Annotated in this window: 21 protein-coding genes; 19 read left to right on the forward strand and 2 right to left on the reverse strand. The window is 48.5% G+C overall.

From position 1 onward, the window contains the following. Nucleotides 1-16 precede the first annotated feature (16 nt). The 13 genes from WMO65_RS20480 to WMO65_RS20540 all read left to right on the forward strand — a co-directional run bounded on the left by WMO65_RS20480 (nt 17) and on the right by WMO65_RS20540 (nt 15128). Nucleotides 17-499: a septum formation initiator family protein gene (locus WMO65_RS20480; protein WP_033139062.1), complete on the forward strand. Its 483-nt coding sequence runs from the start codon at nt 17-19 to the stop codon at nt 497-499. 28 nt (nt 500-527) lie between these two features. Continuing rightward, on the forward strand, nt 528-2648 hold the full coding sequence (locus tag WMO65_RS20485) for a peptidoglycan D,D-transpeptidase FtsI family protein (protein ID WP_033139061.1): 2121 nt from the start codon (nt 528-530) through the stop codon (nt 2646-2648). A 100-nt stretch (nt 2649-2748) separates the two neighbouring features. Next, entirely contained in the window at nt 2749-4473 is a 1725-nt protein-coding gene (locus WMO65_RS20490) for a peptidoglycan D,D-transpeptidase FtsI family protein (protein ID WP_033139060.1), read from the forward strand. 120 nt (nt 4474-4593) lie between these two features. Beyond that, complete coding sequence (gene mraY, locus WMO65_RS20495; RefSeq protein WP_033139081.1) at nt 4594-5553, forward strand: phospho-N-acetylmuramoyl-pentapeptide-transferase; 960 nt, start codon at nt 4594-4596, stop codon at nt 5551-5553. A gap of 16 nt (nt 5554-5569) precedes the next feature. Further along, on the forward strand, nt 5570-6940 hold the full coding sequence (murD, locus tag WMO65_RS20500) for a UDP-N-acetylmuramoyl-L-alanine--D-glutamate ligase (protein ID WP_148393326.1): 1371 nt from the start codon (nt 5570-5572) through the stop codon (nt 6938-6940). A 142-nt stretch (nt 6941-7082) separates the two neighbouring features. Further along, entirely contained in the window at nt 7083-8144 is a 1062-nt protein-coding gene (locus tag WMO65_RS20505) for an FtsW/RodA/SpoVE family cell cycle protein (protein WP_052098752.1), read from the forward strand. A gap of 61 nt (nt 8145-8205) precedes the next feature. Then, a complete protein-coding gene (murA, locus tag WMO65_RS20510; RefSeq protein ID WP_033139058.1) occupies nt 8206-9453 on the forward strand; it encodes a UDP-N-acetylglucosamine 1-carboxyvinyltransferase in 1248 nt (415 codons plus the stop codon). A gap of 12 nt (nt 9454-9465) precedes the next feature. Next, nucleotides 9466-10446: a cell division protein FtsQ/DivIB gene (locus tag WMO65_RS20515; RefSeq protein ID WP_052098749.1), complete on the forward strand. Its 981-nt coding sequence runs from the start codon at nt 9466-9468 to the stop codon at nt 10444-10446. 367 nt (nt 10447-10813) lie between these two features. Next, on the forward strand, nt 10814-12001 hold the full coding sequence (gene ftsZ, locus WMO65_RS20520) for a cell division protein FtsZ (protein WP_033139078.1): 1188 nt from the start codon (nt 10814-10816) through the stop codon (nt 11999-12001). 173 nt (nt 12002-12174) lie between these two features. Continuing rightward, on the forward strand, nt 12175-12657 hold the full coding sequence (gene moaC / locus WMO65_RS20525) for a cyclic pyranopterin monophosphate synthase MoaC (protein ID WP_033139057.1): 483 nt from the start codon (nt 12175-12177) through the stop codon (nt 12655-12657). A gap of 57 nt (nt 12658-12714) precedes the next feature. Further along, nucleotides 12715-13206 carry a MogA/MoaB family molybdenum cofactor biosynthesis protein gene (locus WMO65_RS20530; RefSeq protein ID WP_033139056.1) on the forward strand — a complete coding sequence of 164 codons (492 nt, stop codon included), beginning with the start codon at nt 12715-12717 and terminating at the stop codon, nt 13204-13206. Between the two features lie 263 nt (nt 13207-13469). Beyond that, the gene (locus tag WMO65_RS20535) at nt 13470-13964 is read left to right on the forward strand and encodes an RNA polymerase sigma factor (protein WP_033139055.1); all 495 of its coding nucleotides are present in this window, start codon (nt 13470-13472) and stop codon (nt 13962-13964) included. Between the two features lie 12 nt (nt 13965-13976). Next, on the forward strand, nt 13977-15128 hold the full coding sequence (locus tag WMO65_RS20540) for a DUF4179 domain-containing protein (protein ID WP_148393325.1): 1152 nt from the start codon (nt 13977-13979) through the stop codon (nt 15126-15128). A 385-nt stretch (nt 15129-15513) separates the two neighbouring features. Here WMO65_RS20540 and WMO65_RS20545 read toward each other — a convergent pair whose 3' ends face one another. Further along, nucleotides 15514-16380 (reverse strand): shikimate dehydrogenase, encoded by an 867-nt coding sequence (locus tag WMO65_RS20545; protein ID WP_148393324.1) that lies wholly within the window; start codon nt 16378-16380, stop codon nt 15514-15516. 399 nt (nt 16381-16779) lie between these two features. Here WMO65_RS20545 and aroD point away from each other — a divergent pair, with 399 nt between their 5' ends. The 4 genes from aroD (at nt 16780) to WMO65_RS20565 (ending at nt 21175) form a co-directional block, all read left to right on the forward strand. Then, nucleotides 16780-17541 carry a type I 3-dehydroquinate dehydratase gene (aroD, locus tag WMO65_RS20550; protein WP_148393323.1) on the forward strand — a complete coding sequence of 254 codons (762 nt, stop codon included), beginning with the start codon at nt 16780-16782 and terminating at the stop codon, nt 17539-17541. Nucleotides 17542-17739: 198 nt separating this feature from the next. Then, on the forward strand, nt 17740-18606 hold the full coding sequence (locus tag WMO65_RS20555; protein WP_349064644.1) for a sigma-E processing peptidase SpoIIGA: 867 nt from the start codon (nt 17740-17742) through the stop codon (nt 18604-18606). 113 nt (nt 18607-18719) lie between these two features. Then, nucleotides 18720-19424, forward strand: coding sequence for an RNA polymerase sporulation sigma factor SigE (gene sigE, locus WMO65_RS20560; protein WP_225305410.1), 705 nt, complete (start codon nt 18720-18722; stop codon nt 19422-19424). A gap of 83 nt (nt 19425-19507) precedes the next feature. Next, nucleotides 19508-21175, forward strand: a complete 1668-nt coding sequence (locus tag WMO65_RS20565; RefSeq protein ID WP_349064645.1) for an AAA family ATPase — start codon at nt 19508-19510, stop codon at nt 21173-21175. A 176-nt stretch (nt 21176-21351) separates the two neighbouring features. Here WMO65_RS20565 and WMO65_RS20570 read toward each other — a convergent pair whose 3' ends face one another. Further along, complete coding sequence (locus tag WMO65_RS20570) at nt 21352-22107, reverse strand: IclR family transcriptional regulator (RefSeq protein WP_148393320.1); 756 nt, start codon at nt 22105-22107, stop codon at nt 21352-21354. Nucleotides 22108-22357: 250 nt separating this feature from the next. Between WMO65_RS20570 and eda the strand changes: the two genes are divergently transcribed. Together eda and WMO65_RS20580 are read left to right on the forward strand one after the other, a co-directional pair. Then, nucleotides 22358-22993 carry a bifunctional 4-hydroxy-2-oxoglutarate aldolase/2-dehydro-3-deoxy-phosphogluconate aldolase gene (gene eda / locus WMO65_RS20575; protein ID WP_103732364.1) on the forward strand — a complete coding sequence of 212 codons (636 nt, stop codon included), beginning with the start codon at nt 22358-22360 and terminating at the stop codon, nt 22991-22993. 73 nt (nt 22994-23066) lie between these two features. Further along, nucleotides 23067-24092, forward strand: a complete 1026-nt coding sequence (locus WMO65_RS20580) for a sugar kinase (protein WP_148393319.1) — start codon at nt 23067-23069, stop codon at nt 24090-24092. Nucleotides 24093-24157: the final 65 nt, after the last annotated feature.

The following is a 24157-nucleotide window of genomic DNA, read 5'->3' on the forward strand; positions in this document are numbered from 1 at the left end:
AATCGGGGTTGATTTCATGAAAAAAGTATCCGGGAGTGAGGGATATGACAGCAGAAAAGTAAATAGAGGCACCGGGTATTATGTGGATGGGAACACGGTCCGCCGTGTTGAGGAAGTACCCCAGCGTAAAAAAAAGCAGGTAAGTACAGCCGCACAGAAGAACAGAGCCAGAAACATGCAGATGAGCAAAGGGTATGTTATGTTTTTGGCAGTGATGTGTGTGGCTGTCTTGTTTGCATGCGTACATTTTCTGAAACTGAAATCCGAACTGACAGAGCAGAAGAGCCAGCTTACCGCAGAAGAACTCAAATACAGCCAGTTAAAGGCTGAAAACGACGCGTACTACAGTGAGACCATTTCCAGTGTGGACCTGGATGCCATCAGAAAAAAAGCCATTGAAGAGCTGGGAATGAAATTTCCCACTGAGGATCAGATCAAGTATTATACACCGGGCGGCAGCAGCTATGTGAGACAGTATCAGGATGTGCCCGAAAAGTGACGGTACATAGGACAAAGCAGGTGATAGATTGAATAAACAGGAATCAAAGAAAAGAAAAATGACAGGCACCATGAAGAAAAAGCTGGCGGGATTGTTTGTGTTGATTCTGCTGGCTTTCGTATTTCTGGTTATCGGGATTACCATTATCAATGCCAAGAGTGGTGACAAATACACCAAACAGGTGCTGGCCCAGTCCCAGCAGCAGTACGACAGCACCACCATCCCCTACAAACGGGGAGATATTCTGGACAGAAGCGGAAATATCCTGGCTACCAGCATAAAGGTCTACAATGTGATCCTGGACTGCCAGGTGGTGAACTCCAATGAGAATTACAAAGAGCCCACAAAAAAAGCACTGTCCGAGTATCTGGGGATTGATGAGGATACGGTGGAAGATCTGCTCACCAGCGCGGAGACAAAAGAGAGCCCTTACCAGATCTTAAAGAAGCAGATTTCCATGGATGAAAAGAAGAATTTTGAAAAGATGACAGAAATTCCGGCGGATAAGAAGGAGGCAGAGGCACTCTCCGAGGAGGAAACAGTCCGCAGGAATAACACGCAGGGCGTGTGGTTTGAGGAGGATTACAAGAGAACCTATCCCCTCAATGAGCTGGCCTGTGATGTGATAGGTTTTACTTATTCCGGGAACACCGCGGACTGGGGACTGGAGGGCTACTACAACAGCACCCTGAATGGCACAGACGGCAGAAAGATCGGTTATTTCAACGATGACGCTTCCCTGGAACAGAACATCATTGACCCGGTCAACGGAAACAGTCTGGTCACTACCCTGGATGTGAATATCCAGAGTGTGGTGGACAAATATATTGAGGCTTTTATGGAGAACCTGAAGGACGGCCCCAATACCGATTACCGCGGTGCCAAGAATATAGGTGTGATCGTGGCAAATCCCCAGAACGGGGAAATCCTGGCTATGGGCAGCAACGATCCCTATGACCTGAATGAACCCAGAGATCTCACCTCCCGGTATTCCGACAGTGAGCTCAAAGCCATGAATGATGAACAGACAAAAGAAGCCCTCTACAAAATGTGGAGGAATTACTGCATAACAGATGCCTACGAGCCGGGATCTGTGGTAAAGCCCATCACCGTGGCATCCGCTCTGGAGTCCGGCAGCATCACAGAGGAGGACACCTTTGTATGTGACGGCGGGGAACAGGTGGCAGACCGGTATATCAACTGCGCGGTCTATCCGGATTCCCATGGAACGGAGACCGTGGGGGAGGCCATCCAGAATTCCTGCAATGATGCCCTCATGGCCATCGGCCGGAAAATGGGGAAGGAGACTTTGCTTTCCTACCAGGATAAGTTTAATTTCGGGACAAGGACAGGGATTGACCTTCCGGGCGAGGGGACAGGAATCCTGTTCAGCCTGGACAACATGTTTGACACAGAACTTGCAACCACCACCTTTGGACAGGGATTTACCTGTACCATGATCCAGGAGGTTGCGGCGATCAGTGCCTGCATCAACGGCGGCACTTATTATCAGCCCCATCTGGTGAAAGAGATCAAGGACCAGGACAACAATACCATAAAGAGTATCAGCGGAAATGTCTTAAAGGAAGTGATTTCCCAGGAGGTCTCCGCGGATATCAGAAAATATATGGGAATGAGTGTGGAGAGCGGTACCAGCCAGACAGCAAAGATACCGGGTTACTCCATGGGAGGCAAGACCGGAACTGCTGAGAAGGTGCCCAGGGGGAATCATAAATACCTGGTATCCTTTGTGGGATTTGCCCCTCTTGATAATCCTGAGGTTGTGATCTATGTTGTGGTGGATGAGCCGAATGTGGAGGAACAGGCAAGCAGCACATATGCCCAGTATATTGCACAGGCGATCCTCTCAGAAATCTTTCCGTATCTGAACATATATCCGGACCAGGAGACAGACCAGAAGCTTCAGCTCTGGGATGAATTCACGGGAACCACAAGGATGGATGAGAGCGTCAACGGGGAGGACGGCAACGGCCCCTCCGGTGTAGTCATTGACGGCACAGAGAATCCGGATATGCCGGAACCGCCCCAGGATGATTCGGAAGAAGAAGGGATTGACAGCAACAATGCGGAGAGCGACGGCATTACCAATGAGGATGCCGGGTTCGACGAGGATGATATGGAAGAATAAACGGGAATGCTGTAGAGATGAGAAATCTGTGCAGCATTCCCTTCTTTTTTCCACAGGGCTTTGCATATATTTATAAGGATAAGCTGCAGGGGAACCGGGAATGAAGAAAAACAGAACATACCACAAGAAGAAAACCGTGATTGTATTTGCCGCCTGTGTGCTGATGCTTGCAGGGCTTATGGGCCGTATGGTCTATCTCATGGTGATAAAGTCTGACTACTATGCAAAGAAGGCGGAACAGCTCCACGAGAGAGAACGTGACATTAAGGCAGCCAGGGGCAGGATCATCGACGCAAAAGGGGAGATACTGGCCGACAACAAGGCAGTCTGTACCATATCTGTGATCCACAGCCAGGTAAAGGAACCGGATAAGATCATTGCCATGCTCCAAAAAGAGCTGGGGCTTTCCGAGGAGACTGCCAGAAAAAGAGTGGAGAAAGTTTCTTCCATTGAAAAGGTAAAGACCAATGTGGAGAAGGAGGTGGGAGACAGAATCCGGGAATACGGTCTTGCAGGGGTCAAGGTGGATGAGGATTTCAAGCGCTATTATCCATGCAATGAACTGGCCTCCAAGGTACTTGGGTTTACCGGTGGAGACAACCAGGGTATCATCGGGCTGGAGGTGTGGTATGATGATATCTTAAAAGGCATAGACGGCAAGATTCTCACCACCACGGATGCCAGGGGTGTGGAGATTGACGAGCTTGGGGAAAGCCGTGTGGAGCCGGTGGCGGGATATGACCTGCACATCAGTCTGGATAAAAACATTCAGATGTACGCTCAGCAGGCCGCGGAGAAGGTGATGGAGGAAAAGCAGGCGGATGCCGTCTCCATCCTGTTCATAAATCCCCAAAACGGGGAGATTTACGCGGACGTGAACGTACCGGAATTCAATCTGAATGAACCCTTTACCCTGAACACAGACGCAGATACTTCCGGTATGACGGATAAGGAGAAACAGGATGCCTGCAACCGGATGTGGAGAAATCTGACCATCAACGATACTTATGAGCCCGGTTCCACATTTAAGATCATCACCATGGCGGCAGGGCTTTCCGAGGGAGTGGTCAGCATGAATGACACCTTCTCCTGTCCGGGATTTAAAATCGTGGAGGACCGTAGGATCCATTGTCATAAAAGGACAGGACATGGCGCGGAAAACTTTGTACAGGGAGCGATGAATTCCTGCAACCCGGTGTTTATCGAGGTGGGGCTGCGGCTTGGCGTGGATAATTACTATAAATATTTCAAGCAATTCGGACTCCTCAAAAAAACCGGGATTGACTTACCCGGGGAGGCTGCAACCATCATGCATAAAAAATCAAACATCGGGCAGGTGGAGCTTGCAACTATTTCCTTCGGTCAGTCCTTCCAGATCACCCCCATCCAGCTCGCCACAACGGTAAGCTCCATCATCAACGGCGGCAGCCGGATCACCCCCCACTTTGGAGTGAAGGTGACAGATGAGGACGGAAATCTGGTGGAGACCCTTCAGTACCCTGTGGAGAAAGGGGTGGTGACAGAAGAGGTGTCCGGGGAAGTGCGCTACATCCTGGAAAAGGTAGTCTCTGAGGGGTCCGGCAAAAACGCGGCGATCGAGGGCAGGACCATAGGAGGCAAGACAGCCACGTCCCAGACACTGCCGAGAAGTGCCAACCGGTATATCTCCTCATTCCTGGGATTTACACCGGCTGAGACGCCACAGATACTGGGAATCTGCCTGATCCATGATCCTCAGGGGGTCTATTACGGAGGCACCATAGCAGCTCCTGTCATCCGGGATATCTATGAGAATATCCTCCCTTACATGGGGATTGAAGGTTGATAATTGATTATAAAAGCTTTATACTATAACCAGTATTGCCGACACAGGCATATGGCGGCAGCCCTGTCTTTTGCCGGGCTGCCGGGCATGATACAAAAATACATAAAAATGAGGTGTGTTATGACAGAGTATAAGATGGTGCTGCCTGTACTGGCAGCATTCATAGTCAGTGTGGTTCTGGGACCTATTATCATTCCCTATTTACGAAAGCTGAAAATGGGACAGACTGAGCGGGAAAACGGTGTGCAGTCTCATCTGAAAAAAGCGGGAACGCCTACCATGGGAGGGATTATTTTTCTGCTCTCCACAGTGGTCACATCCCTGTTTTATGTGAAGGATTACCCTAAAATCATCCCTGTACTGTTTTTGACGCTGGGATTCGGACTGATCGGCTTTTGGGATGACTATTTGAAAGTAGTCCTTAGGCGGTCGGACGGGCTTCTGGCCTGGCAGAAGATGCTGTGCCAGCTTGTGGTGACGGGAATCTTTGCCTTTTATCTGATGAAATTCACGGATGTATCCATGACGATCAAGGTGCCTTTTGCGGCAGGCTATGAGATAAATCCGGGATTTCTTACGGTTCCGCTTTTATTTTTTGTGGTCATCGGTACAGTGAACGGTGTGAATTTTACGGACGGTCTGGATGGACTGGCCTCCTCGGTCACAATCATGGTTGCCACCTTCTTTTCCGTGGTTGCCATTGGCACAAAGAGCGGCATTGAACCCATTACCTGTGCGGTAGTGGGTGCGCTCATGGGATTTCTGCTGTTCAATGTCTATCCCGCCAAGATTTTTATGGGAGATACCGGTTCCCTGGCCCTGGGCGGATTTGTGGCAGGCACGGCGTATATGCTGCAGATGCCCTTATTCCTGCTGATCGTGGGACTGATCTATGTGGTGGAAGTGCTCTCTGTCATGATGCAGGTGACGTACTTCAAGATATCCCACGGCAAAAGAATTTTCAAGATGGCGCCTATCCACCATCACTTTGAATTGTGCGGCTGGTCCGAGACAAGGGTCGTTGCCGTATTCTCCATTATTACAGCCATCCTGTGCCTGATCGCACTGCTGGCATTATAAGAAAGGAAAAAGAGAAATGGACAGAACAGAGTTAAAAGGAAAACGTGTGCTTGTATTTGGTTCGGGAATCAGCGGCATCGGCGCGGTGCGCCTGCTGGAGGCAGTACAGGCTGATGTGATATTATATGACGGAAATGAAAAGCTGGACAAAGAGGAGATTAAGAAACGCCTGCCGGAACATTCATTGTGTGATATTGTTCTGGGAGATATGCCCCAAGACCTGCCGTCAACCCTTGACCTGGCAGTGATGAGTCCGGGGGTGCCTCTTGACATTCCACCTGTGGAGGCACTTAAGCGCGCGGGCATTCCGGTATGGGGCGAGGTGGAGCTGGCTTACCGCATGGGAGCGGGCACGGTTCTTGCCATAACAGGCACCAACGGAAAGACCACGACCACGGCACTTCTGGGAGAGATCATGCGGGCATATGCCAAATCCGTCTTTGTGGTAGGCAACATCGGAAATGCCTATACAGGCGCAGCTCTCTCCATGACAGAAGAGAGTTATACCGTAGCGGAGATCAGCAGCTTTCAGCTTGAGACCACCATATCATTTCGTCCCAAGGTATCTGCTGTCCTGAACATTACAGAGGACCATTTAAACCGCCATCACACCATGCAGGAGTATATCCGGGTGAAGGAGATGATCGCGGGAAACCAGACAAAAGAGGATTTCTGTGTTCTCAACTATGAGGATGAGGAGCTTCGCCGGTTTGCAGAGGTATGTCCGGCTAAGACTGTCTTCTTCTCAAGCTTACATAAGCTGGATCATGGAATCTTCCTGGACGGCGGGCAGATCATCCTGCGCACCGGGACGGAGGAGATTTTGGTGGCAGAGACCAGTGGGCTTAAGCTGCTGGGACGCCATAACCATGAAAATGTCATGGCTGCTGTTGCTATGGCTTACTGTGCAGGTGTTCCCATGGAAACCATCCGGCAGGTGATACAAAGCTTTACAGCAGTGCCCCACAGGATTGAGTTTGTGGATGAGATTGACGGTGTGGCCTATTATAATGATTCCAAGGGAACCAACCCGGATGCGGCCATCAAGGGCATTCAGGCCATGAACCGGCCCACTCTGCTGATCGGCGGCGGTTACGACAAGGAGTCCTCCTATGAGGAGTGGATCCGGGCATTTGACGGCAAGGTGCGGTACCTGGTCCTTATTGGGCAGACAAAAGAGAAGATTGAAAAAGCTGCCCACAGCTGCGGCTTTATGAGTACCATACTGGCGGAGGATCTGGAGGAAGCCGTTAAAATCTGTGCGGAGAAGGCAAATCACGGAGACGCGGTCCTTCTCTCACCGGCCTGCGCAAGCTGGGGCCAGTTTGACAACTATGAGCAGAGGGGCGATAAGTTCAAAGAATACGTGAGAAATCGTAAGGAATAATATAAACCGTCAGACAATATAATGCAGTATGAGCAAAAAGGAAAGGGAAATGCGTGTGGAGAAGAGATACCTGAAAAAGCATCCCGTGGCGGGTGCGGCAGCAAGTGCTGCGGATGATAAGGTAAACGGGCAGAAAAGACGCATGGATGGAACGCTTTTGATTCTCGTACTGCTGCTGGTGGTCTGCGGTCTGATTTTTCTATATAGCACGAGTGCATATAATGGCAGGGTGAAGTTTCATGACCCTGCCTATTATTTTAAAAAGCAGCTTTTTGCAACCTCCCTGGGAATGATGGGCATGTATCTGGTATCCTGTATGGACTATCATATCCTTACCAGGATGGCGCCATTTCTCTATGTGGTATCCATGGGGCTGTCCCTGGCAGTGCTTCTGTTCGGAGATGAATATAACGGCTCCAAACGCTGGCTGTCTATTGGACCTTTGTCGTTCCAGCCCTCGGAGTTTGCCAAGGTGGCAGTCATCCTGCTGCTCACCTATGTGATAACAAATTCCGAAAAGCGGCAGGACAGTCTTCTGCATATGGCGGGAACCATGGCCCTGCTCCTCCCTATTGTGGGGCTTGTGGGGACCAACAACTTAAGCACTGCCATAATCATTCTGGGCATTGGCGTAATTCTGATTTTTGTATCCAATCCCAAATACCTTCCGTTTGTGGGAATCGGAGGGGTGGGGGTGCTTTTTATCGGCATTTTCCTGAGTATGGCCAGCTACCGCCTGGAGCGTATCGCCATCTGGAGAAACCCCGAAAAATATGAAAAGGGTTTTCAGACCATCCAGGGTCTGTACGCCATTGGAAGCGGCGGCATTTTCGGAAAGGGTCTGGGGAGCAGCCTGCAGAAGCTGGGATTTGTCCCTGAGGCGCAGAATGACATGATATTTTCCATTATCTGTGAAGAGACAGGTCTTATCGGTGCCTGCCTGCTGATCCTGGTCTTCGCCCTGCTGATCTGGAGGCTTATGGTGATTGCCACACATGCCAGAGATCTGTGCGGTGCTCTGATCGCTGCGGGAATCATGGGGCATATGGCAATCCAGGTGATCCTCAACATAGCGGTTGTAACTAACACCATACCTAACACGGGAATTACCCTTCCCTTTGTCAGCTACGGCGGAACCTCTGTACTGTTTCTGATGGGAGAGATGGGTCTGGCGCTGTCTGTGAGCCGGACGCGTTCGCCCTGAACCTTTTTCGCCTCTCTGCATACAATAGTGTATAGCCAGGAGGCGGGAGGAAAGGTAAGACTTGAATGAAATTAGGATAGAAGGCGGAAATCCGCTCACAGGCGAAGTAAGGATACAAGGTTCTAAAAATGCGGCGCTGCCAATGATGGCTGCCGCTCTTTTGCATAAAGGGAAAAGTGTACTGCATCACTGCCCGAAGATCGCAGATGTCTTTGTTATGGAAGAAATCCTGCGGGAACTGGGCATGCAGATCCGGCATGAGGGAGATACCCTGACGCTGGACCCTGCCCATGTGGAGAAAACAGAGATTGACTGCTGTGAGGGCCAGAAAATGCGCTCCTCTGTCATTCTGTTGGGAAGTCTGCTGGGCAGATTCAAAAACGCGTCCGTGCCTCATCCGGGAGGCTGTGTCATAGGGGAACGCCCCATTGACCTGCATCTGTACGCTCTGGAGCGGCTGGGTGCCGTATTCGAGGAGAAAGAGGGTGTTCTCACTGCCAGGACAGATGGGCTTGTGGGCAGCACCATTCATTTTCCAAAGGTAAGTGTGGGAGCTACCCAGAACGCAGTGCTGGCCTCTGTGCTTGCAAGAGGAACCACACACCTGGAGGGATGTGCCAGGGAACCGGAAGTGGTATGGCTGTGCCGTTTTTTAAATGCCTGCGGTGCCAGGATCGAGGGAACAGGCAGTGATACCCTGACCATCACAGGAGTGGAGGAACTGCATGGGACAGAGTTCACTGTGCCTGCGGACAGGATCGTGGCAGGTACTTATGTGTGCGCCTGCGCGGCTACCAGAGGAGAGATTATCCTGGACGGCGCGCCGTTGGAGGAAATGGAAGCCCTCATGAGAGTGTACGAGAAAATGGGTGGACAATATGAAGCAATCGGTGGTAAACTGTCTTTGTGCAGCAAATGGGTGCAGGTTCCGTTAAGAAGGCAGTGTACGGAGGTATATCCGGGATTTCCCACGGATCTGCAGTCGCCGCTCATGGCGGTGCTGTGTACCATACCGGGAGAAAGCTGCCTGGTGGAAACGATTTTTGAGGACAGATTTAAGACAGCATCACAGCTTCTGCGCATGGGAGCCTATGTCCGGGTGGACGGCAGAAAAGCTGTTATCCGCGGCGGGACGCTTCGGGGCGCGGCTGTGGAGGCACAGGAACTGAGAGGCGGAGCAGCCCTTGTCATTGCAGGGCTGGCGGCGCAGGGGGAGACCCGTGTGAGAAACAGGCAGTACATTGAGCGGGGATATGAGGATATCTGCCGTGATCTGTCACAGCTCGGCGCCGTAATTGAGAGAGATTAAAGGGGAACATGTATGGACAGGAAAAAACACAGGATATTCTGGGGCTGCCTGGCAGCGGCCGTGTTAATAGCCATTGCGGTATTCTTTACCTGCTTTCAGATTACCAGTGTTAAAGTAGAAGGAAATCAGAATTATACGGAAGATGAAATCAAAAAAATGGTGCTGTCAGGCCCGCTTTCGGGCAATTCAGTGCTGGTGCGGTTTCTCAATCCTGATGAAAGAACAAAAGATGAGGAATTTATCAATAAAGTCTGGCTGGAGAGGACAGGCCGTCACAGTCTTGTGATCCATGTCAGGGAAAAAGAACTGATCGGCTATGTGAAATTTCTGGACGGCAACTTATACTTTGACAGAAACGGTATCGTGCAGGTGAGTACCACAGAGGAACTGGAGAATATACCGAATGTGGAGGGCCTTACGCTTGACAAGGTAGGGGTAGGCGAGAAAATTCCCGGGCTTGAAAAAGGCAGTCTGAGCCTGATCTTAAGCGTCACCAAGATGATGGAGAAGGGGGACAGGAAGCCGGACAGGCTGGTACTGGATGAAAAAGGACAGCTTGTGCTCTATTACGGCAAGGTGGAAGCCCGCATGGGCTCTGACAAAAATATGGACGAAAAAATGAGCAGACTTATGGGAATCATACCTCAGCTTGAGGGAATGGAAGGTGTCCTTCATCTGGAAAATGTGGACGAGACTTCAAAAAACGTGGTCTTTGACAAGGTTCTGAGTGAGGCGGAGCAAAAGGCGCTGGAGGACAAGGAGAACAAAAGCGGCGATGGTACAGATGAATCGGATACCGGTGATGAGGATTCTGACGGTTCCGATGATGAGTCCGGCTATGAGGATTCGGATGAGGGCGGTTATGAGGAGTATGACACCGGATATGAGGACTCAGGAGACGGGGATATGGATTATAACGAGGAAGATTCCGGCTACGGGGACGGTTCCGGGTATGAAGACTATGGTTCAGATGATGGTTCCGGGGAAGAATGACAGAGGAATTTTGTTTTTTATGGGACACAAATCGGGAAATTTTGATAATTTTTTTAAATTTTTTGTGAAAAAATAAATTTACCAGTTGATTAATTTTCCAAAAGACTATATTATATATCTATATGCATCATAAAGGTACTTAGAATTAAAGTACCTGGGTTTTCGGGTATTTATCATAAATACCCATGAGAACATGAAAAGAAACAGAGACAGATAAACCTGATTACAGAAAATCATACACGTCAGTGTATCCGAATGCGGATAAGATGCAGATATCTGTGTTCATGAAGAAGCAGCGAAGTGGATACAACAACCCGCTTTACAACATACGAGGGAAGCTAAAGGAGGAAGTACTTTGTTAGAGATAATGACAAACGAAGCTGAATCATCTGCAAAAATTATAGTGATTGGTGTAGGTGGAGCTGGTAATAACGCAGTCAACAGAATGGTGGAAGAGGCTATCGGCGGAGTGGAATTCGTCGGAGTCAATACAGATAAACAGGCCCTGACCTTATGCAAGGCACCGACTGTAGTGCAGATCGGTGAGAAGCTGACAAAAGGTCTTGGTGCAGGCGCTAAGCCGGAAATCGGCGAGAAAGCGGCTGAGGAGAGCATCGAAGAGATCAAACAGGTACTGCAGGGCGCAGATATGGTATTCGTTACCTGCGGTATGGGCGGCGGAACCGGAACAGGTGCCGCACCGATCGTGGCAGGCCTGGCAAAAGAAATGGGTATCCTGACCGTCGGCGTTGTCACAAAACCTTTCCGTTTTGAAGCTAAGACCCGTATGACAAACGCACTGACAGGTATTGAAAAATTAAAAGAGAATGTGGACACACTGATCGTTATCCCAAATGATCGTCTGCTGGAGATCGTAGACCGCCGGACAACCATGCCGGAAGCGCTCAGAAAAGCAGATGAGGTTCTGCAGCAGGCCGTACAGGGCATCACTGACCTGATCAATCTGCCGGCACTGATCAACCTCGACTTTGCGGATGTTCAGACCGTCATGATCGACAAGGGCATTGCACATATCGGTATCGGTGAAGGAAAAGGCGACGACAAGGCTATGGAAGCTGTACAGCAGGCCGTATCCAGTCCGCTTCTGGAGACCACTATCGAGGGCGCTTCCCATGTTATCATCAATGTATCCGGAGATATCTCTCTTATGGATGCCAACGATGCAGCCAGCTATGTACAGGATCTTACCGGAGAAGATACCAATATTATCTTCGGTGCCCTGTATGATGATAAAGAAGCTGATTATGTCAGAATCACTGTGATCGCTACAGGACTTGATGATGAGACAGCAAGGAAACCAAGCGTGAGCAGAGATAAGAAAGCAGCGAGACAGGAAGAACCGGTACAGCAGCAGACACCGGTACAGCCGCAGCAGCAGGCACCGGCATACAGCCAGCCTCAGCAGCAGCCGGCATTCAAGATGCCGTCCTTCCAGCCGCAGCAGGGCTTCGGAAGTACACAGCAGGGTACATTCACAAGCAATGTGCCGAAAAAGGATATCCAGATTCCGGATTTCCTGAAAAACAGAAGATAAGCGTTAAAATTACACAGGATAAAAGGGCAGTCCGGGAATTATTGCGGACTGCCTTTCGTGTATCAAAAGAGCTGTATTTCTGCATCGGGAGAGCAGATACAGGGTACTGTTCACCGCAGATGGTGCTTTCGGGCATGGCGTGGACCGTAACGATACAGTAGAGGAGAACAGTTATGGATAATAATGGACTGACCCATTTTGACGGGGAAGGAAATGCGATCATGGTGGATGTGTCCGGCAAGGATGTGACAAGCCGTACAGCCACAGCAAAGGGCAGCATTCATGTAAACCGTGAAGTCATGGACGCGGTGGTGAACCACACAGCAAAAAAAGGTGACGTGCTGGGTGTGGCCCGTGTGGCCGGCATCATGGCAGTGAAACAGACGTCATCCCTGATTCCCATGTGCCACACACTGCTGATCAGCAAATGCAGTGTGGACTTTGAGACAGACCAGGAAAACCTGACCATTACAGCAATCTGCACAGCAAAAGTGGAAGGAAGGACCGGTGTGGAGATGGAAGCTCTCACAGGAGCCAGTGTGGCGCTTCTCACCATCTATGATATGTGCAAGGCCATTGACAAAGGCATGGTCCTGTCGGGGATTCATCTGGTGGAGAAAAAGGGCGGCAAAAGCGGGGATTTTTATTTCAAATGACAAATATTCCATATAAACATGCTTTTTATTGCAATCAAAAGGATTGGGGGAATTTTTATGAGAAGAGCAGCAGTGATAACATCGAGTGACAGCGGATATGCAGGAGAGAGAGAGGATATGAGTGCGCCTGTCATCTGTGAGATTCTGGAGAAAGCCGGCTATCAGATTACATACAAGATACTGCTCCCTGATGAGAGGGGCATGCTGAGCCGTGAGATGGCAAGGCTGGCAGATGAGAACATCGCAGATCTGATCCTCACCACAGGCGGAACGGGCTTCTCGCCCAGAGACTGCATGCCGGAGGCTACCATGGACATCTGTGAAAGACAGGTACCGGGTATTCCTGAGGCTATGCGGGCATACAGCATGCAGATCACGAAACGGGCCATGCTGAGCCGTCAGGCAGCAGGCATCAGAAAACAGGCACTGATCATCAATCTTCCGGGGAGCCCGAAGGCAGTGAGAGAATGCCTGGAGTATATTCTGCCGGAACTGGAACACGGCCTGGATATCCTGCAGGGAACCGCACACAATTGCGCCAGAACGTGACCATAGAGGACAGGCATCTGCAAGACGGGCAGAACAAAACGGTATAATAAGCTTGAAAACAGACAGGGATGTGATACGGAGACCAGGATCAGCCGTAGAACATCCCTTTTTAAATTTAAAATTATTTCATATGTGCACCCAAATACCCTTCGGATTCGTCTAATGTATGTAAAAGACAATGAACCGGTTCAAAATATACAGCCAGTGTACCACTCCCCAAAAGGGAAATGCTTAGGCAGGACGCTGACAGAGAGGAGAACAGCATGTGGCTTGTAAAAAAGGCCCAGAGAGGGGACGCCGATGCTTTTGTGGAGCTGATCGAGCAGAACAAACAGGCAATGTACAAAGTAGCCAGAAGCTATCTGAGCTGTGAGGCAGATATTGCCGACGCCATGTCAGAGGCAGTGCTTTCTGCCTATGAGCATTTGGCAGAGCTTAAGTCCGCCGCGTATTTCAAAACCTGGCTTACCAGAATCCTGATCAACTGCTGCAAAGACATCCTGCGGCAGCAGGGCAGATGCACCGTAGTGGAACAGGTGCCTGAAGAAGGAGCGGTGGAAGAGATGCAGAGCAACAGTGGATTCACAGATCTGATACAGGAGCTTCCGAAGGATTTCCGGATGATTTTTGTCCTGTACTATGGGGAAGGTTTCTGTACCAGAGAGATAGCAGAACTTCTCGACATCAGTGAAAATACAGTAAAAAGCCGTCTGAGAAGAGGACGGATGAAGTTAAGTGATATCTTACAGCATCAATAAAGGAGGCACACTATGAATTATACAGAAAATGAAATGAAACAGATCCTGGAACAGGAAGTAGAGATACCGAAAAAAGTGGATGAACGCCTGCAGGACACTTACAGCCGGATCCGCAGCCAGAACAAGACAAGAACCAACCATGCCAAAAAGTCCTGGCGCAAGATCACGGCAGCAGCGGCAGCCGTAGTCCTCACCCTCACCGTAACCGGCGGCACAGCAGCTGCAGCTTACCTTTCCGAGCACACGGATTTCTTCCAGGGCATGTTCGGAAACACCACAAAATCTTCCCAGGAACACACCCAGATCCTTGCGGACCCGGATAAAGAGGACGGCATGATGGCTGACCTCCCAGGCAAAGAATACGTTCCGGTAGATGAGGAAAAAGCTGACGCCCTCATAGGCGGCAATATAACCGAGGTGAACATCACCAAAGAGATCGGTGATCACACCCTTACCATAGAGAACATTGTCACTGACGGCAACGGCATGCTCATGTCCATGACCCTGGAAAGACAGGGCGGAGTCACTGCACTGTACGCGGATGACGAGACAAACCGCACAAAAGGTGCCTATTTCTCCCAGGAATCAAACTTCTTCTTCTGTTTTGAAGATCAGGAAGGAAACCCTGCCGGTGAATTCATGTATGTAGACACAGAAAAGAGCACACCTGATAAATACTACATTTATGATTACATGATATGGGGCAGTGCAGAAAACACCTCAAACCAGCCCAGACTGCACATTTACACCTATCCCGTTACCTTCGGCGAGCTTCAGGAGATGAACGAGACAGATCCGGAAAAGAGAAATCAGATAGAAGTGACAGAAGATTACGTGGACCTTCCCCAGTGCGAAACCGTCTCCATGCAGTCCCTGTCCCGGGATGATACCTGGATATGTTCCTATTCCCCCATCTCCATGAACATCAATATGTCCGCCCAGGCCTCCGAAGAAGAGGCTCAGGACCCGTACTGCATCAAATACATTGAACTCAAATACAAAGACGGCACCAGCTACGTCATCTACGATCAGGACGAACTCGACAACACAGGCTACATCTGTGGCGTAGACACCGAATTCCGCCTGACCTACAACCGCATCGTAAACCCGGAAGACATCACCCAGATCCTCATCAACGACAACGTTTACGATGTAAACGAATAACCAACAACAATTCAAACTAACCAACAGTTTTATTAAAAATGAGCTGTCCCCTATTTCCGGGAGACAGCTCATCTTAAATTATATAACCTTCCGCCTGCAATATCATTAACAATGCTCTGTGGGTGTAAATTTCAACAGAACAATAAGAAAAATAACCGCTGCCACTGTCAGGGGAAAGAAAGGGCCGGAGGCCGGGATGCCTCTTTCGTCAGGCGAGGTTAAGCGGAGTGAGTCGAAGATCCACCTGCCCCAGACACTTGGTGAGGAAGCCATTGCTGACGAACCTAGTGACTGGGAGCAGGTTAGCTGAGACGCACGGAGCCTCGAGCAGGACGAAAGAGGCATCCCGGCCTCCGGCCCTTTCTTTCCCCGTCCGCTAAGCCACCTATTTCCCCAGCCGTTCTCTGACTACTTCCATCGGCATCTCCCGCCCCGTCCATATCCGAAAGGCCTCCGCCCCCTGATACAACAACATGGCATACCCATTAAACCCCTTACATCCCATCTCCTTCGCCATCCGCAGCAGCTTTGTCTCCCATGGATTATAAACAATATCCCCCACAGCCAGCCCCTCATGCAGAAAATCCTTTCCCGGCAGAATACAACCATCTTCATCCGGTGCCATCCCCACAGAAGTGGCATTCACAACCAGCACACTATCCTCAAGACTCCTTTTCAGCCCATCCTTATCCTCATTATCACAGAGACAGATCGCACATCCGGTTTCCTTTTCCAGCCGCCCGATCAAGTCTTTCATCCGAGGCAGAAACCTGCTCGTCATTCTGGCATACACATCAATTTTTCCTGCCCCGTCAAGCGCCGCCTGTGTACAGATAGCCGTGGCGGCGCCTCCGATACCCATAAGTGTTATACTCTTTCCTCTTACATCGATTTCCTGCTCCCTCACAGCCCGCATAAATCCGATTCCGTCCGTATTATGCCCGACCAGTTTCCCATCCCTGTTCTCCACAGTATTTACAGCTCCGATCAGACCTGCAGCGGGGGACAAGTCATCCAGATAGTCCAATATCTTATTTTTATTGGGCATAGTCAGATTAAATCCCTTTACACCCAGTGCGCGCAGTCCTTTTACGGCGTCTTTTAAAGTCCCTTCATTTACATCGAAACAAAGATAAACGAAATCAAGCCCCAGAGCCTGAAAGCCTGTATTATGCATCATAGGTGAAATACTGTGTTTCACCGGGCTTCCAAGCAGTCCGGTAAGCTGTGTTTGTCCCGTAATTGGTATCATGATTTTTCATCCTTTCTGAAACCTGGCGGCCATCTTTCTGTTACATGAATCTGAACAGTCTTCTGCCTGTCACATGAATCCATGCAGTCCGCCGCCTTTTTTCGCAGGCCGCCACTCGTAATGATTCAATAAAACCGAACCATAACCTGCACCTGCATTAATTTAAAGTGTAAAAGGAAACTTTCGTGGTGTCAAGAGAAAAAGTGTGTTATAATAGCGGCAGTAATTTATCAGTTACTGTTCATACACCACTGTCCCGCCGGGTGTTTTCAGGCCAAAGGCATGAAAACCCCGAGGCAGCCAGCGCGATATGGAGCAGAATGCTTCATATCCGTGCATCACGAAGCGTGTTGCTGGGCACGCAGTGAACAGTAACATTTACCAGGAGGAAAAAGGAACATGAAAACCGTAGAGATAAAAGGCATAAAGATCGGGGAGGGAATTCCGAAAATATGTATTCCCCTCACAGGAAAAACAAGAGAAGAAATCATAAAAGAAGCAGAAACAGTGAAAAACATGGAACCGGATTTCGTCGAATGGCGCGCAGATTGTTATGAGGAGGGAAAGAACAGCGAAAATAGTTTGGAAATGTTGAAAACCATTCACTGCGTTTTAGACAAGATTCCCCTTCTTTTTACCTTCAGAACCGACAAAGAAGGAGGCAGTCAGTCCATTACCTGTGAGGATTATGTAAATCTTCTGGAAAATGCCGCCAAAACCGGCTTTGTGGACCTGATTGACGTGGAAGCTTTTTTTGATACGGACAGGACAGAATCTCTGATGAAAAGATTGAAAGAATGCGGCGTTTATGTGGCTGCTTCCAACCATCATTTTGACAGGACACCTTCTATAGAAGAGATGGTAAAACGGATGGAGACCATGGACCGTTTCGGGGCCGATATTCTGAAACTGGCTGTCATGCCAAAAAGTGACGAGGACCTCATGTCTCTTTTGACAGCAACCGTCATGATGAAGCGCAGAACAGAGAAACCGGTCATCACTATGTCCATGGGAAAAACAGGAGTTTTGAGCCGTCTTTGCGGAGAGGCGTCAGGCTCAGCCGTCACATTTGCGGCGGGCATCAAGGCCTCTGCACCGGGCCAGATCCCAGCGGAAAGGATGCGCAGAACCCTGCAGCTTCTCCATGAAAGCTTTACATAAAGAGGATAACATAACAAGAAAAAACGGGACCAAAACTGTCGAAAAGATTTTTGATTCGTCCAAGCGGTTTTGACAAAATAAACACCCCCTATCACCTATAATGAACATTACTTATTCCAGATAAGTATGCAGCAGAAAACGCACTTAGCGGATTTTCTGCTGACATGAATGAGTCATACAAGGTTTAGGGGGTGTTTTGTGTACTACGAATTTTACATTGACGTTTTTTTCGTAGTCAATCTGGTAATGGATTTTTTGCTGCTGCGTCTGGTGAACCGGGTGCTGAAGGGGACTGCCACTCCTCTTCGTTCTCTGGCAGGTGCAGCGCTGGGAGCTGTCGGTATCTGTGTGATCACACTGCTGCCTTTATCGTCCCCCTACATAAGGGTATTGCTTTCACACGGCGTCCTGGGCATCCTCATGGTGTGGGTGAGCTGCTGCTGCAGGTCATGGAGAAAACTGTTTACAGGGATTTTACTTCTGTACGGTTTTTCCTTTCTCACAGGAGGGATACTTACGGCCCTGCCGGGCGGCACAAAGGAAGGCTTACTTACGTTTTGTTTCATCACCACAGCCACTTACTGGATTCTCATCTTAGGAATGCGACTCTTGGAATACTTAAAAGGAAAAAGCTCCGCCATTTGCGAAGTTATCATTCGCGCGGGCGGCAAATCAGTGAAAGTCAAAGGACTGTATGATACTGGCAACAGGCTGCGTGACACACTCACCAGAAAACCGGTGAGCGTTGTGGAATACGGGAGGTTTGAGGAGCTTCTTGGCGAGGACCAAAAGGCTTCTTTTGAGAGACTTCTAAGCGGAACCGGGAGTACGGAGGACATTTGTGCCCAATCAGTGCTTAAGTTTCATCCTCATTATATTTCCTATCGCAGCGTGGGGCAGGATAATGGACTAATGCTTGCCGTCACTGTAGATGAACTATATGTATCAGCAGGAGAAGAAGGCAGTGTGGTAAAACATGCAGTTTTAGGGCTTGCAGGGAACCAGCTTTCCACTGCCGGAAACTTTCAGATAATCGTCAATCCGTGCATTGTGAACGCAGAATAGAATGGTATTCTGCATTTCCGGGCACACAGCAGAGCAAAAGTCAGGATTTGCTTTGACAGTTTTAGGGAGGAGCATAAATGAATATGGAAGCAGCAGCAGAGAGAAAAGTACAGATGCCTGTTTTTTCGGGGTTTTCCAATATTATATTCAGAAGAGGGGAAGAAATTCATTATATCGGAGGAGCAGAGGTCCTTCCGGCGCCTTTGGACGCAGAAGCAGAGGCGGAAATGATAGGAAAATTACAGACAGAGGACAATGCAGATGCAAAATCACGTCTGATCGAACATAACCTGCGCCTGGTCGTTTACATTGCCAAGAAATTTGACAACACCGGAGTGGGGGTGGAGGATTTGATCTCCATTGGAACCATTGGCCTGATCAAAGCCATCAATACATTCAACCCTACAAAGAAGATCAAGCTGGCAACCTACGCATCCAGATGTATTGAAAATGAGATTCTTATGTATCTCAGGCGCAACAGCAAGACTAAGATGGAGGTTTCCATTGACGAGCCGCTGAACGTGGACTGGGATGGAAATGAACTGCTTTTATCCGATATTCTGGGGACGGATGAGGATGTGATCTATAGGGGAATCGAAAGTGAAGTAGAGCGGTCCCTTCTGGGGAAGGCGATCGGCAAGCTGACCAAAAGGGAACAGACCATTGTGCGGCTGCGGTTCGGCATCAATATGCCGGATGGCAGGGAAAAGACACAGAAGGAAGTCGCTGACCTTCTTGGAATCTCCCAGTCCTACATATCCAGGCTGGAAAAGCGGATCATGAAGAGACTGAAAAAAGAGATCGTAAGATACGAATAACACATTACCGGGTTGACTGGGGAACCTCATTAAGGCTATACTTACTAGTGACAACACGAAGAGTTGATAATGAGGTGATGAGGATGCAGAAGACTCTGCCAATCGGAAATGACCAGTTTCGTATAGTAAGAGAAAAAGATTATTATTATATTGACAAAACACTTCTTATAAAAGAATTTTTAGAGCTGAGAGATACGGCTTCCCTGATCACAAGACCAAGAAGATTCGGGAAAACACTAAATATGACCATGCTCCGGGAATTTTTTGATATCACAAGAGACAGCAGAGAGATTTTTAAGGGGCTTGCCATTATGGATACAAAATACGCATCCCTTATAAATACGAAACCTGTCATTTATTTTTCCTTTAAAGACTGTAGCGGTAAGACACAGGATGAGCTGAAGGTGCGTCTCTCGAAGGAAATCCTAAAAGAATATCAGAGGTATGCAGTCATTTTTGAAAGCGGCAGCCAGGATAAAAGAGATGTATACGTAAGGATATTCTACAACAATCTTGAAAAACTAATTTCATGTTCCATGTCATTTGCAGAGTTGTCTGCCTATGTGGAAGAACTTATCAGGGTGGTACATGATCATTATGGAGCTGCTCCGATTTTGCTGATCGATGAATATGACCAGCCGGTTTTATCCAGCTATGAAAATGGATACAGAAAGGAACTGGGAGATTTCTTTTCCAGCTTTTACGGGTCTGCCCTGAAGGGAAATGAGTACATGGACCAGGCGCTGCTTACAGGAATCCAGAGAGTGGCAAAAGAGAGTATATTTTCCAAACTGAATAATATCAGCATCTATACAGTGATAGATGAATGTTATTCTGACAAATTCGGCATCACAAAAAGAGAGGCAGAAAAACTGCTCTGTGATTTTGGCATGGAACTGTCTGCAGTGGTGAAAGAAAAGTATGATGGATATCGGTTTGGGAGATATGACATTTATAATCTGTGGTCCCTGTTATGCTATATCAGGAAGGGCAGGGCTGAGAATTTCTGGGTGAATACCTCCACCAATTATCTGGTAAAAGAGGCTGTGAAAAAGGCAGATGAACGGTTTCGCAGGGAATTTGATGAGCTGATCGAAAAGAAAACCGTACGGGTTGGAATTAATTTGGAGACTTCATTTATAGAACTGCAGGATAATTACAGTCTGTGGGGCCTGCTGGTAAACGCAGGATATGTGACCGTGGAGGATGTGGAGGACGAAAGTTTTATGAAAGTCCGCATTCCGAATGAGGAGGTGTGCGCTGAGTTTCGTAAAATCCTGGCGGAGCAGGCGAATATTTCCGATATGGACCTGCAGGGAATGTTCCGCTGCCTGCTGGAAAAAGATATGGAGGGATTCCTGAAAATTTATCGGGATATTGTCATATCCTGTACCAGCTATTTTGATGCCAGGGAGAATGCCTATCATATGCTGTTTCTGGGAATGTGTATCAGTGTAAGAGGAATCTACGAGGTGAGCAGTAATCTGGAACAGGGGCATGGACGCAGTGATATTACGCTGAAGGCTCTGGAACCGGGACGTCCGCATATCATTTTGGAATTTAAGCAGGGAAGTGATGTGGAGACACTGAAAAAATCTGCATTGAAACAAATACTAAAAAAGCAGTATTACAGCGGTCTGACAGGAGAAGTCCTGTGTGTAGGCATTGCACATGACAAAAAGCAGTGTGCGCTTACGTGGGAATCTATAACTGTCACGGGCAGCGGGCAGGCCGTGAGGGAAAATATTTAGCGGGTAAATTTTAAAATATAAAACAGCCGTCTGGTAACACGGGGAGGCATATCCAATGGGATCTGCAGCTTCCGGTTATGGGACGGCTGTTTTATTTGCGTTCATTTTTAATGCGTTTTTCTGCAATCATATATACTGCTGTTCATCAAAATCATATATTTAACGATTCTGCTGAATTACATATTCTGCTGTATCTCCTGTTTTTCTTTCAAAATGATCTCTGCGAGCTGGGCAATCCGTTCATCGGACATTCTGGCAGCCGGGGCGGAGATGGAAAAGGCGTAGCGGGCACGTCCTTTATAATCAGGGAGACTCACCGCGATACAGCGCACGCCAAGCTCATTTTCCTCATCGTCCAGGGCATAGCCTTTTTTTCTTACTTCCTCTATTTTTTCCTGAAAACGGGAATACTCCGTAATTGTATGGGGGGTCAGGCGCTCAATACTGCTTGCATCCCAGAAACGGCGTATCTGTTCCTCCTCCATATCAGCAGCCATGGCTTTTCCAACGCCGGAACAGTAGAGGGGGATCCGATTGCCTACCTTGGATACCATGCGGACAGAGTTCTGGTAGGATTCTTCTTTATAGATATATACAGCTTCCGCACCGTCAAGCTGGACAAAATGCACGGTTTCCCCTGTCTTTTCGGAGAGCTTTTTCAGATGAGGGCGCACAACCTCCAAAATGTCCATACGGCTTAACAGACGGTTGGAGAGGCTTAATAATTTCAGGGACAAGTCATATTTCTGTGTGTCCGTATCCTGTTTTACATATCCCATATAGATAAGGGAGCAGAGCAGACGGTGCACTGTGCTTTTGTTGAGCGCAAGCTGCCGGCTTAAGTCTGCCAGCGCAATGGGGCCGTCAGATGCCAGGGTTTCCAGGACGAGAAACAGCCTGTCAGCCACCTGGATGGGATTCTTTTCTTCCATAATATATTCCTGCCTTTGGTTATTTTTCACGAATAGGCTTTGGCGTTATTGTAACACTTTCTCATTCAGGAAACAACCGGAATTTTTTATCATTTTACTCTTGACAATCTGAGCGAGAAGAGTATAATTCAAGATAAAGATACCACAATACGAAACGGAGTTTCATAATGTGGAAAGAATAAACACGAATAGGCAAACACAGCAAGGCCCATAAAACGAAAAATCAATCATTCATTTCAAGGAGGAAGTTATGAACGCAATCTTAGAACAGCTTTCAAAATTCGGTGTTGTACCGGTAGTCGTATTAAACGAGGTCAAAGATGCAGAGCCGCTGGCAAAAGCATTATGTGAGGGAGGACTTCCCTGTGCAGAGGTAACATTCCGTACCGCAGCAGCCGAGGAATCTATCCGCACCATGACAGAGAAATTCCCGGAGATGCTGGTAGGTGCCGGTACAGTCCTGACCACAGAGCAGGTGGACCGCGCAGTTGCAGCAGGCGCCAAATTCATTGTAAGCCCGGGATTTGATCCGGAGATCGTGGACTACTGCCTGAATAAAGATATTCTGGTTCTGCCCGGATGCGTAACTCCTTCTGAAGTGGCACAGGGCGTGAAACGCGGCCTGAAAGTTCTGAAATTCTTCCCGGCTGAGCAGTACGGCGGAGTATCCACGATCAAAGCTATGGCAGCAGCCTATGTGGGAATCAAATTTATGCCTACTGGCGGCATCAACCCTAAGAATGTAAAAGATTACCTGACCTGCGACAAAATCTTCGCATGCGGCGGAAGCTGGATGGTAAAAGGTGATCTGATCGCAGCAGGAGAGTTTGACAAGATTAAATCCCTGACCGAGGAAGCCGTTGCCCTGGTAAAGGAAGTAAGATAAATACAGGAGATATGTAACTGTCCATTACCCTGACAGTTACGGAAATATATTATTTCAAAGGAGAATTAAAAAAATGGCAAAAAGAGTGATCACATTTGGTGAAATCATGTTAAGACTGGCTCCGGAAGGATACTATCGTTTTGTACAGGCAGATACTTTCGGCGCAACATACGGCGGAGGAGAGGCTAACGTAGCTGTTTCCCTTGCTAACTACGGATTCGACGCAGCATTTGTTACAAAGCTGCCAAAACATGAAATCGGACAGGCTGCTATCAATTCTTTAAGAAAATATGGTGTAGATACAACGGAAATCGCACGCGGCGGCGACCGTGTGGGAATTTATTTCCTTGAAAAAGGTGCATCCCAGAGACCCTCTAAGGTTATTTATGACCGTGCTGGCTCCTCTATCGCTACAGCAAAATCCTCTGACTTCGATTGGAAGCACATTTTCGACGGCGCTGACTGGTTCCATTTTACGGGAATCACACCGGCCTTAAATGATGAAGTAGCAGCTATCTGTCTGGAAGCCTGCAAAGCAGCCAAAGACGCAGGCCTGACCATCTCCTGTGACTTAAACTACAGAAATAAACTGTGGTCCAAGGAAAAAGCAGGACAGGTTATGGGTGAGATCTGCAAATATGTAGATGTCTGCATCGCAAACGAAGAGGATGCTGCCGATGTATTCGGCATCAAAGCAGCCAACACAGATGTTACTGCAGGTACTGTAAACCACGAGGGATACAAAGATGTTGCAAAACAGCTTGCTGACCGTTTTGGTTTCTCAAAGGTTGCCATTACACTGAGAGAGTCCCTGTCTGCAAATGACAATAACTGGTCCGCTATGTTATATGACGGAAATGATTACTTCTTCAGCAAAAAATATAAAATGCATATCGTTGACCGTGTAGGCGGCGGCGACAGCTTTGGCGGCGGATTGATCTGCGCATGCTTAAACGGCTATGACGCACAGGCCACCATCGAGTTCGCAGTGGCAGCTTCCTGCCTGAAGCACTCGATCGAAGGTGACTTCAACATGGTTTCCATGGATGAGGTTTCCAAACTTGCAGGCGGAGACGGTTCAGGACGTGTGCAGAGATAAGGACAGAATAAATAGTTATAAATGATAGCCCTTTTGCCATGGGTGAACATTTAAATAAAAATGGG

Source organism: Blautia caccae, assembly GCF_040095955.1.
Lineage (GTDB): Bacteria > Bacillota > Clostridia > Lachnospirales > Lachnospiraceae > Blautia > Blautia celeris.

Coding starts and splice junctions, on each gene's coding strand:
- WMO65_RS20565 (WP_349064645.1), top strand. CDS start 19,508: ATGCAGAAGACTCTGCCAATCGGAAATGACCAGTTTCGTATAGTAAGA.
- WMO65_RS20570 (WP_148393320.1), bottom strand. CDS start 22,107: ATGGAAGAAAAGAATCCCATCCAGGTGGCTGACAGGCTGTTTCTCGTC.
- murD (WP_148393326.1), top strand. CDS start 5,570: ATGGACAGAACAGAGTTAAAAGGAAAACGTGTGCTTGTATTTGGTTCG.
- ftsZ (WP_033139078.1), top strand. CDS start 10,814: ATGACAAACGAAGCTGAATCATCTGCAAAAATTATAGTGATTGGTGTA.
- mraY (WP_033139081.1), top strand. CDS start 4,594: ATGACAGAGTATAAGATGGTGCTGCCTGTACTGGCAGCATTCATAGTC.
- aroD (WP_148393323.1), top strand. CDS start 16,780: ATGAAAACCGTAGAGATAAAAGGCATAAAGATCGGGGAGGGAATTCCG.
- WMO65_RS20540 (WP_148393325.1), top strand. CDS start 13,977: ATGAATTATACAGAAAATGAAATGAAACAGATCCTGGAACAGGAAGTA.
- WMO65_RS20580 (WP_148393319.1), top strand. CDS start 23,067: ATGGCAAAAAGAGTGATCACATTTGGTGAAATCATGTTAAGACTGGCT.
- WMO65_RS20535 (WP_033139055.1), top strand. CDS start 13,470: ATGTGGCTTGTAAAAAAGGCCCAGAGAGGGGACGCCGATGCTTTTGTG.
- WMO65_RS20530 (WP_033139056.1), top strand. CDS start 12,715: ATGAGAAGAGCAGCAGTGATAACATCGAGTGACAGCGGATATGCAGGA.
- WMO65_RS20545 (WP_148393324.1), bottom strand. CDS start 16,380: ATGATACCAATTACGGGACAAACACAGCTTACCGGACTGCTTGGAAGC.
- WMO65_RS20515 (WP_052098749.1), top strand. CDS start 9,466: ATGGACAGGAAAAAACACAGGATATTCTGGGGCTGCCTGGCAGCGGCC.
- WMO65_RS20490 (WP_033139060.1), top strand. CDS start 2,749: ATGAAGAAAAACAGAACATACCACAAGAAGAAAACCGTGATTGTATTT.
- WMO65_RS20480 (WP_033139062.1), top strand. CDS start 17: ATGAAAAAAGTATCCGGGAGTGAGGGATATGACAGCAGAAAAGTAAAT.
- sigE (WP_225305410.1), top strand. CDS start 18,720: ATGCCTGTTTTTTCGGGGTTTTCCAATATTATATTCAGAAGAGGGGAA.
- moaC (WP_033139057.1), top strand. CDS start 12,175: ATGGATAATAATGGACTGACCCATTTTGACGGGGAAGGAAATGCGATC.
- WMO65_RS20505 (WP_052098752.1), top strand. CDS start 7,083: ATGGATGGAACGCTTTTGATTCTCGTACTGCTGCTGGTGGTCTGCGGT.
- eda (WP_103732364.1), top strand. CDS start 22,358: ATGAACGCAATCTTAGAACAGCTTTCAAAATTCGGTGTTGTACCGGTA.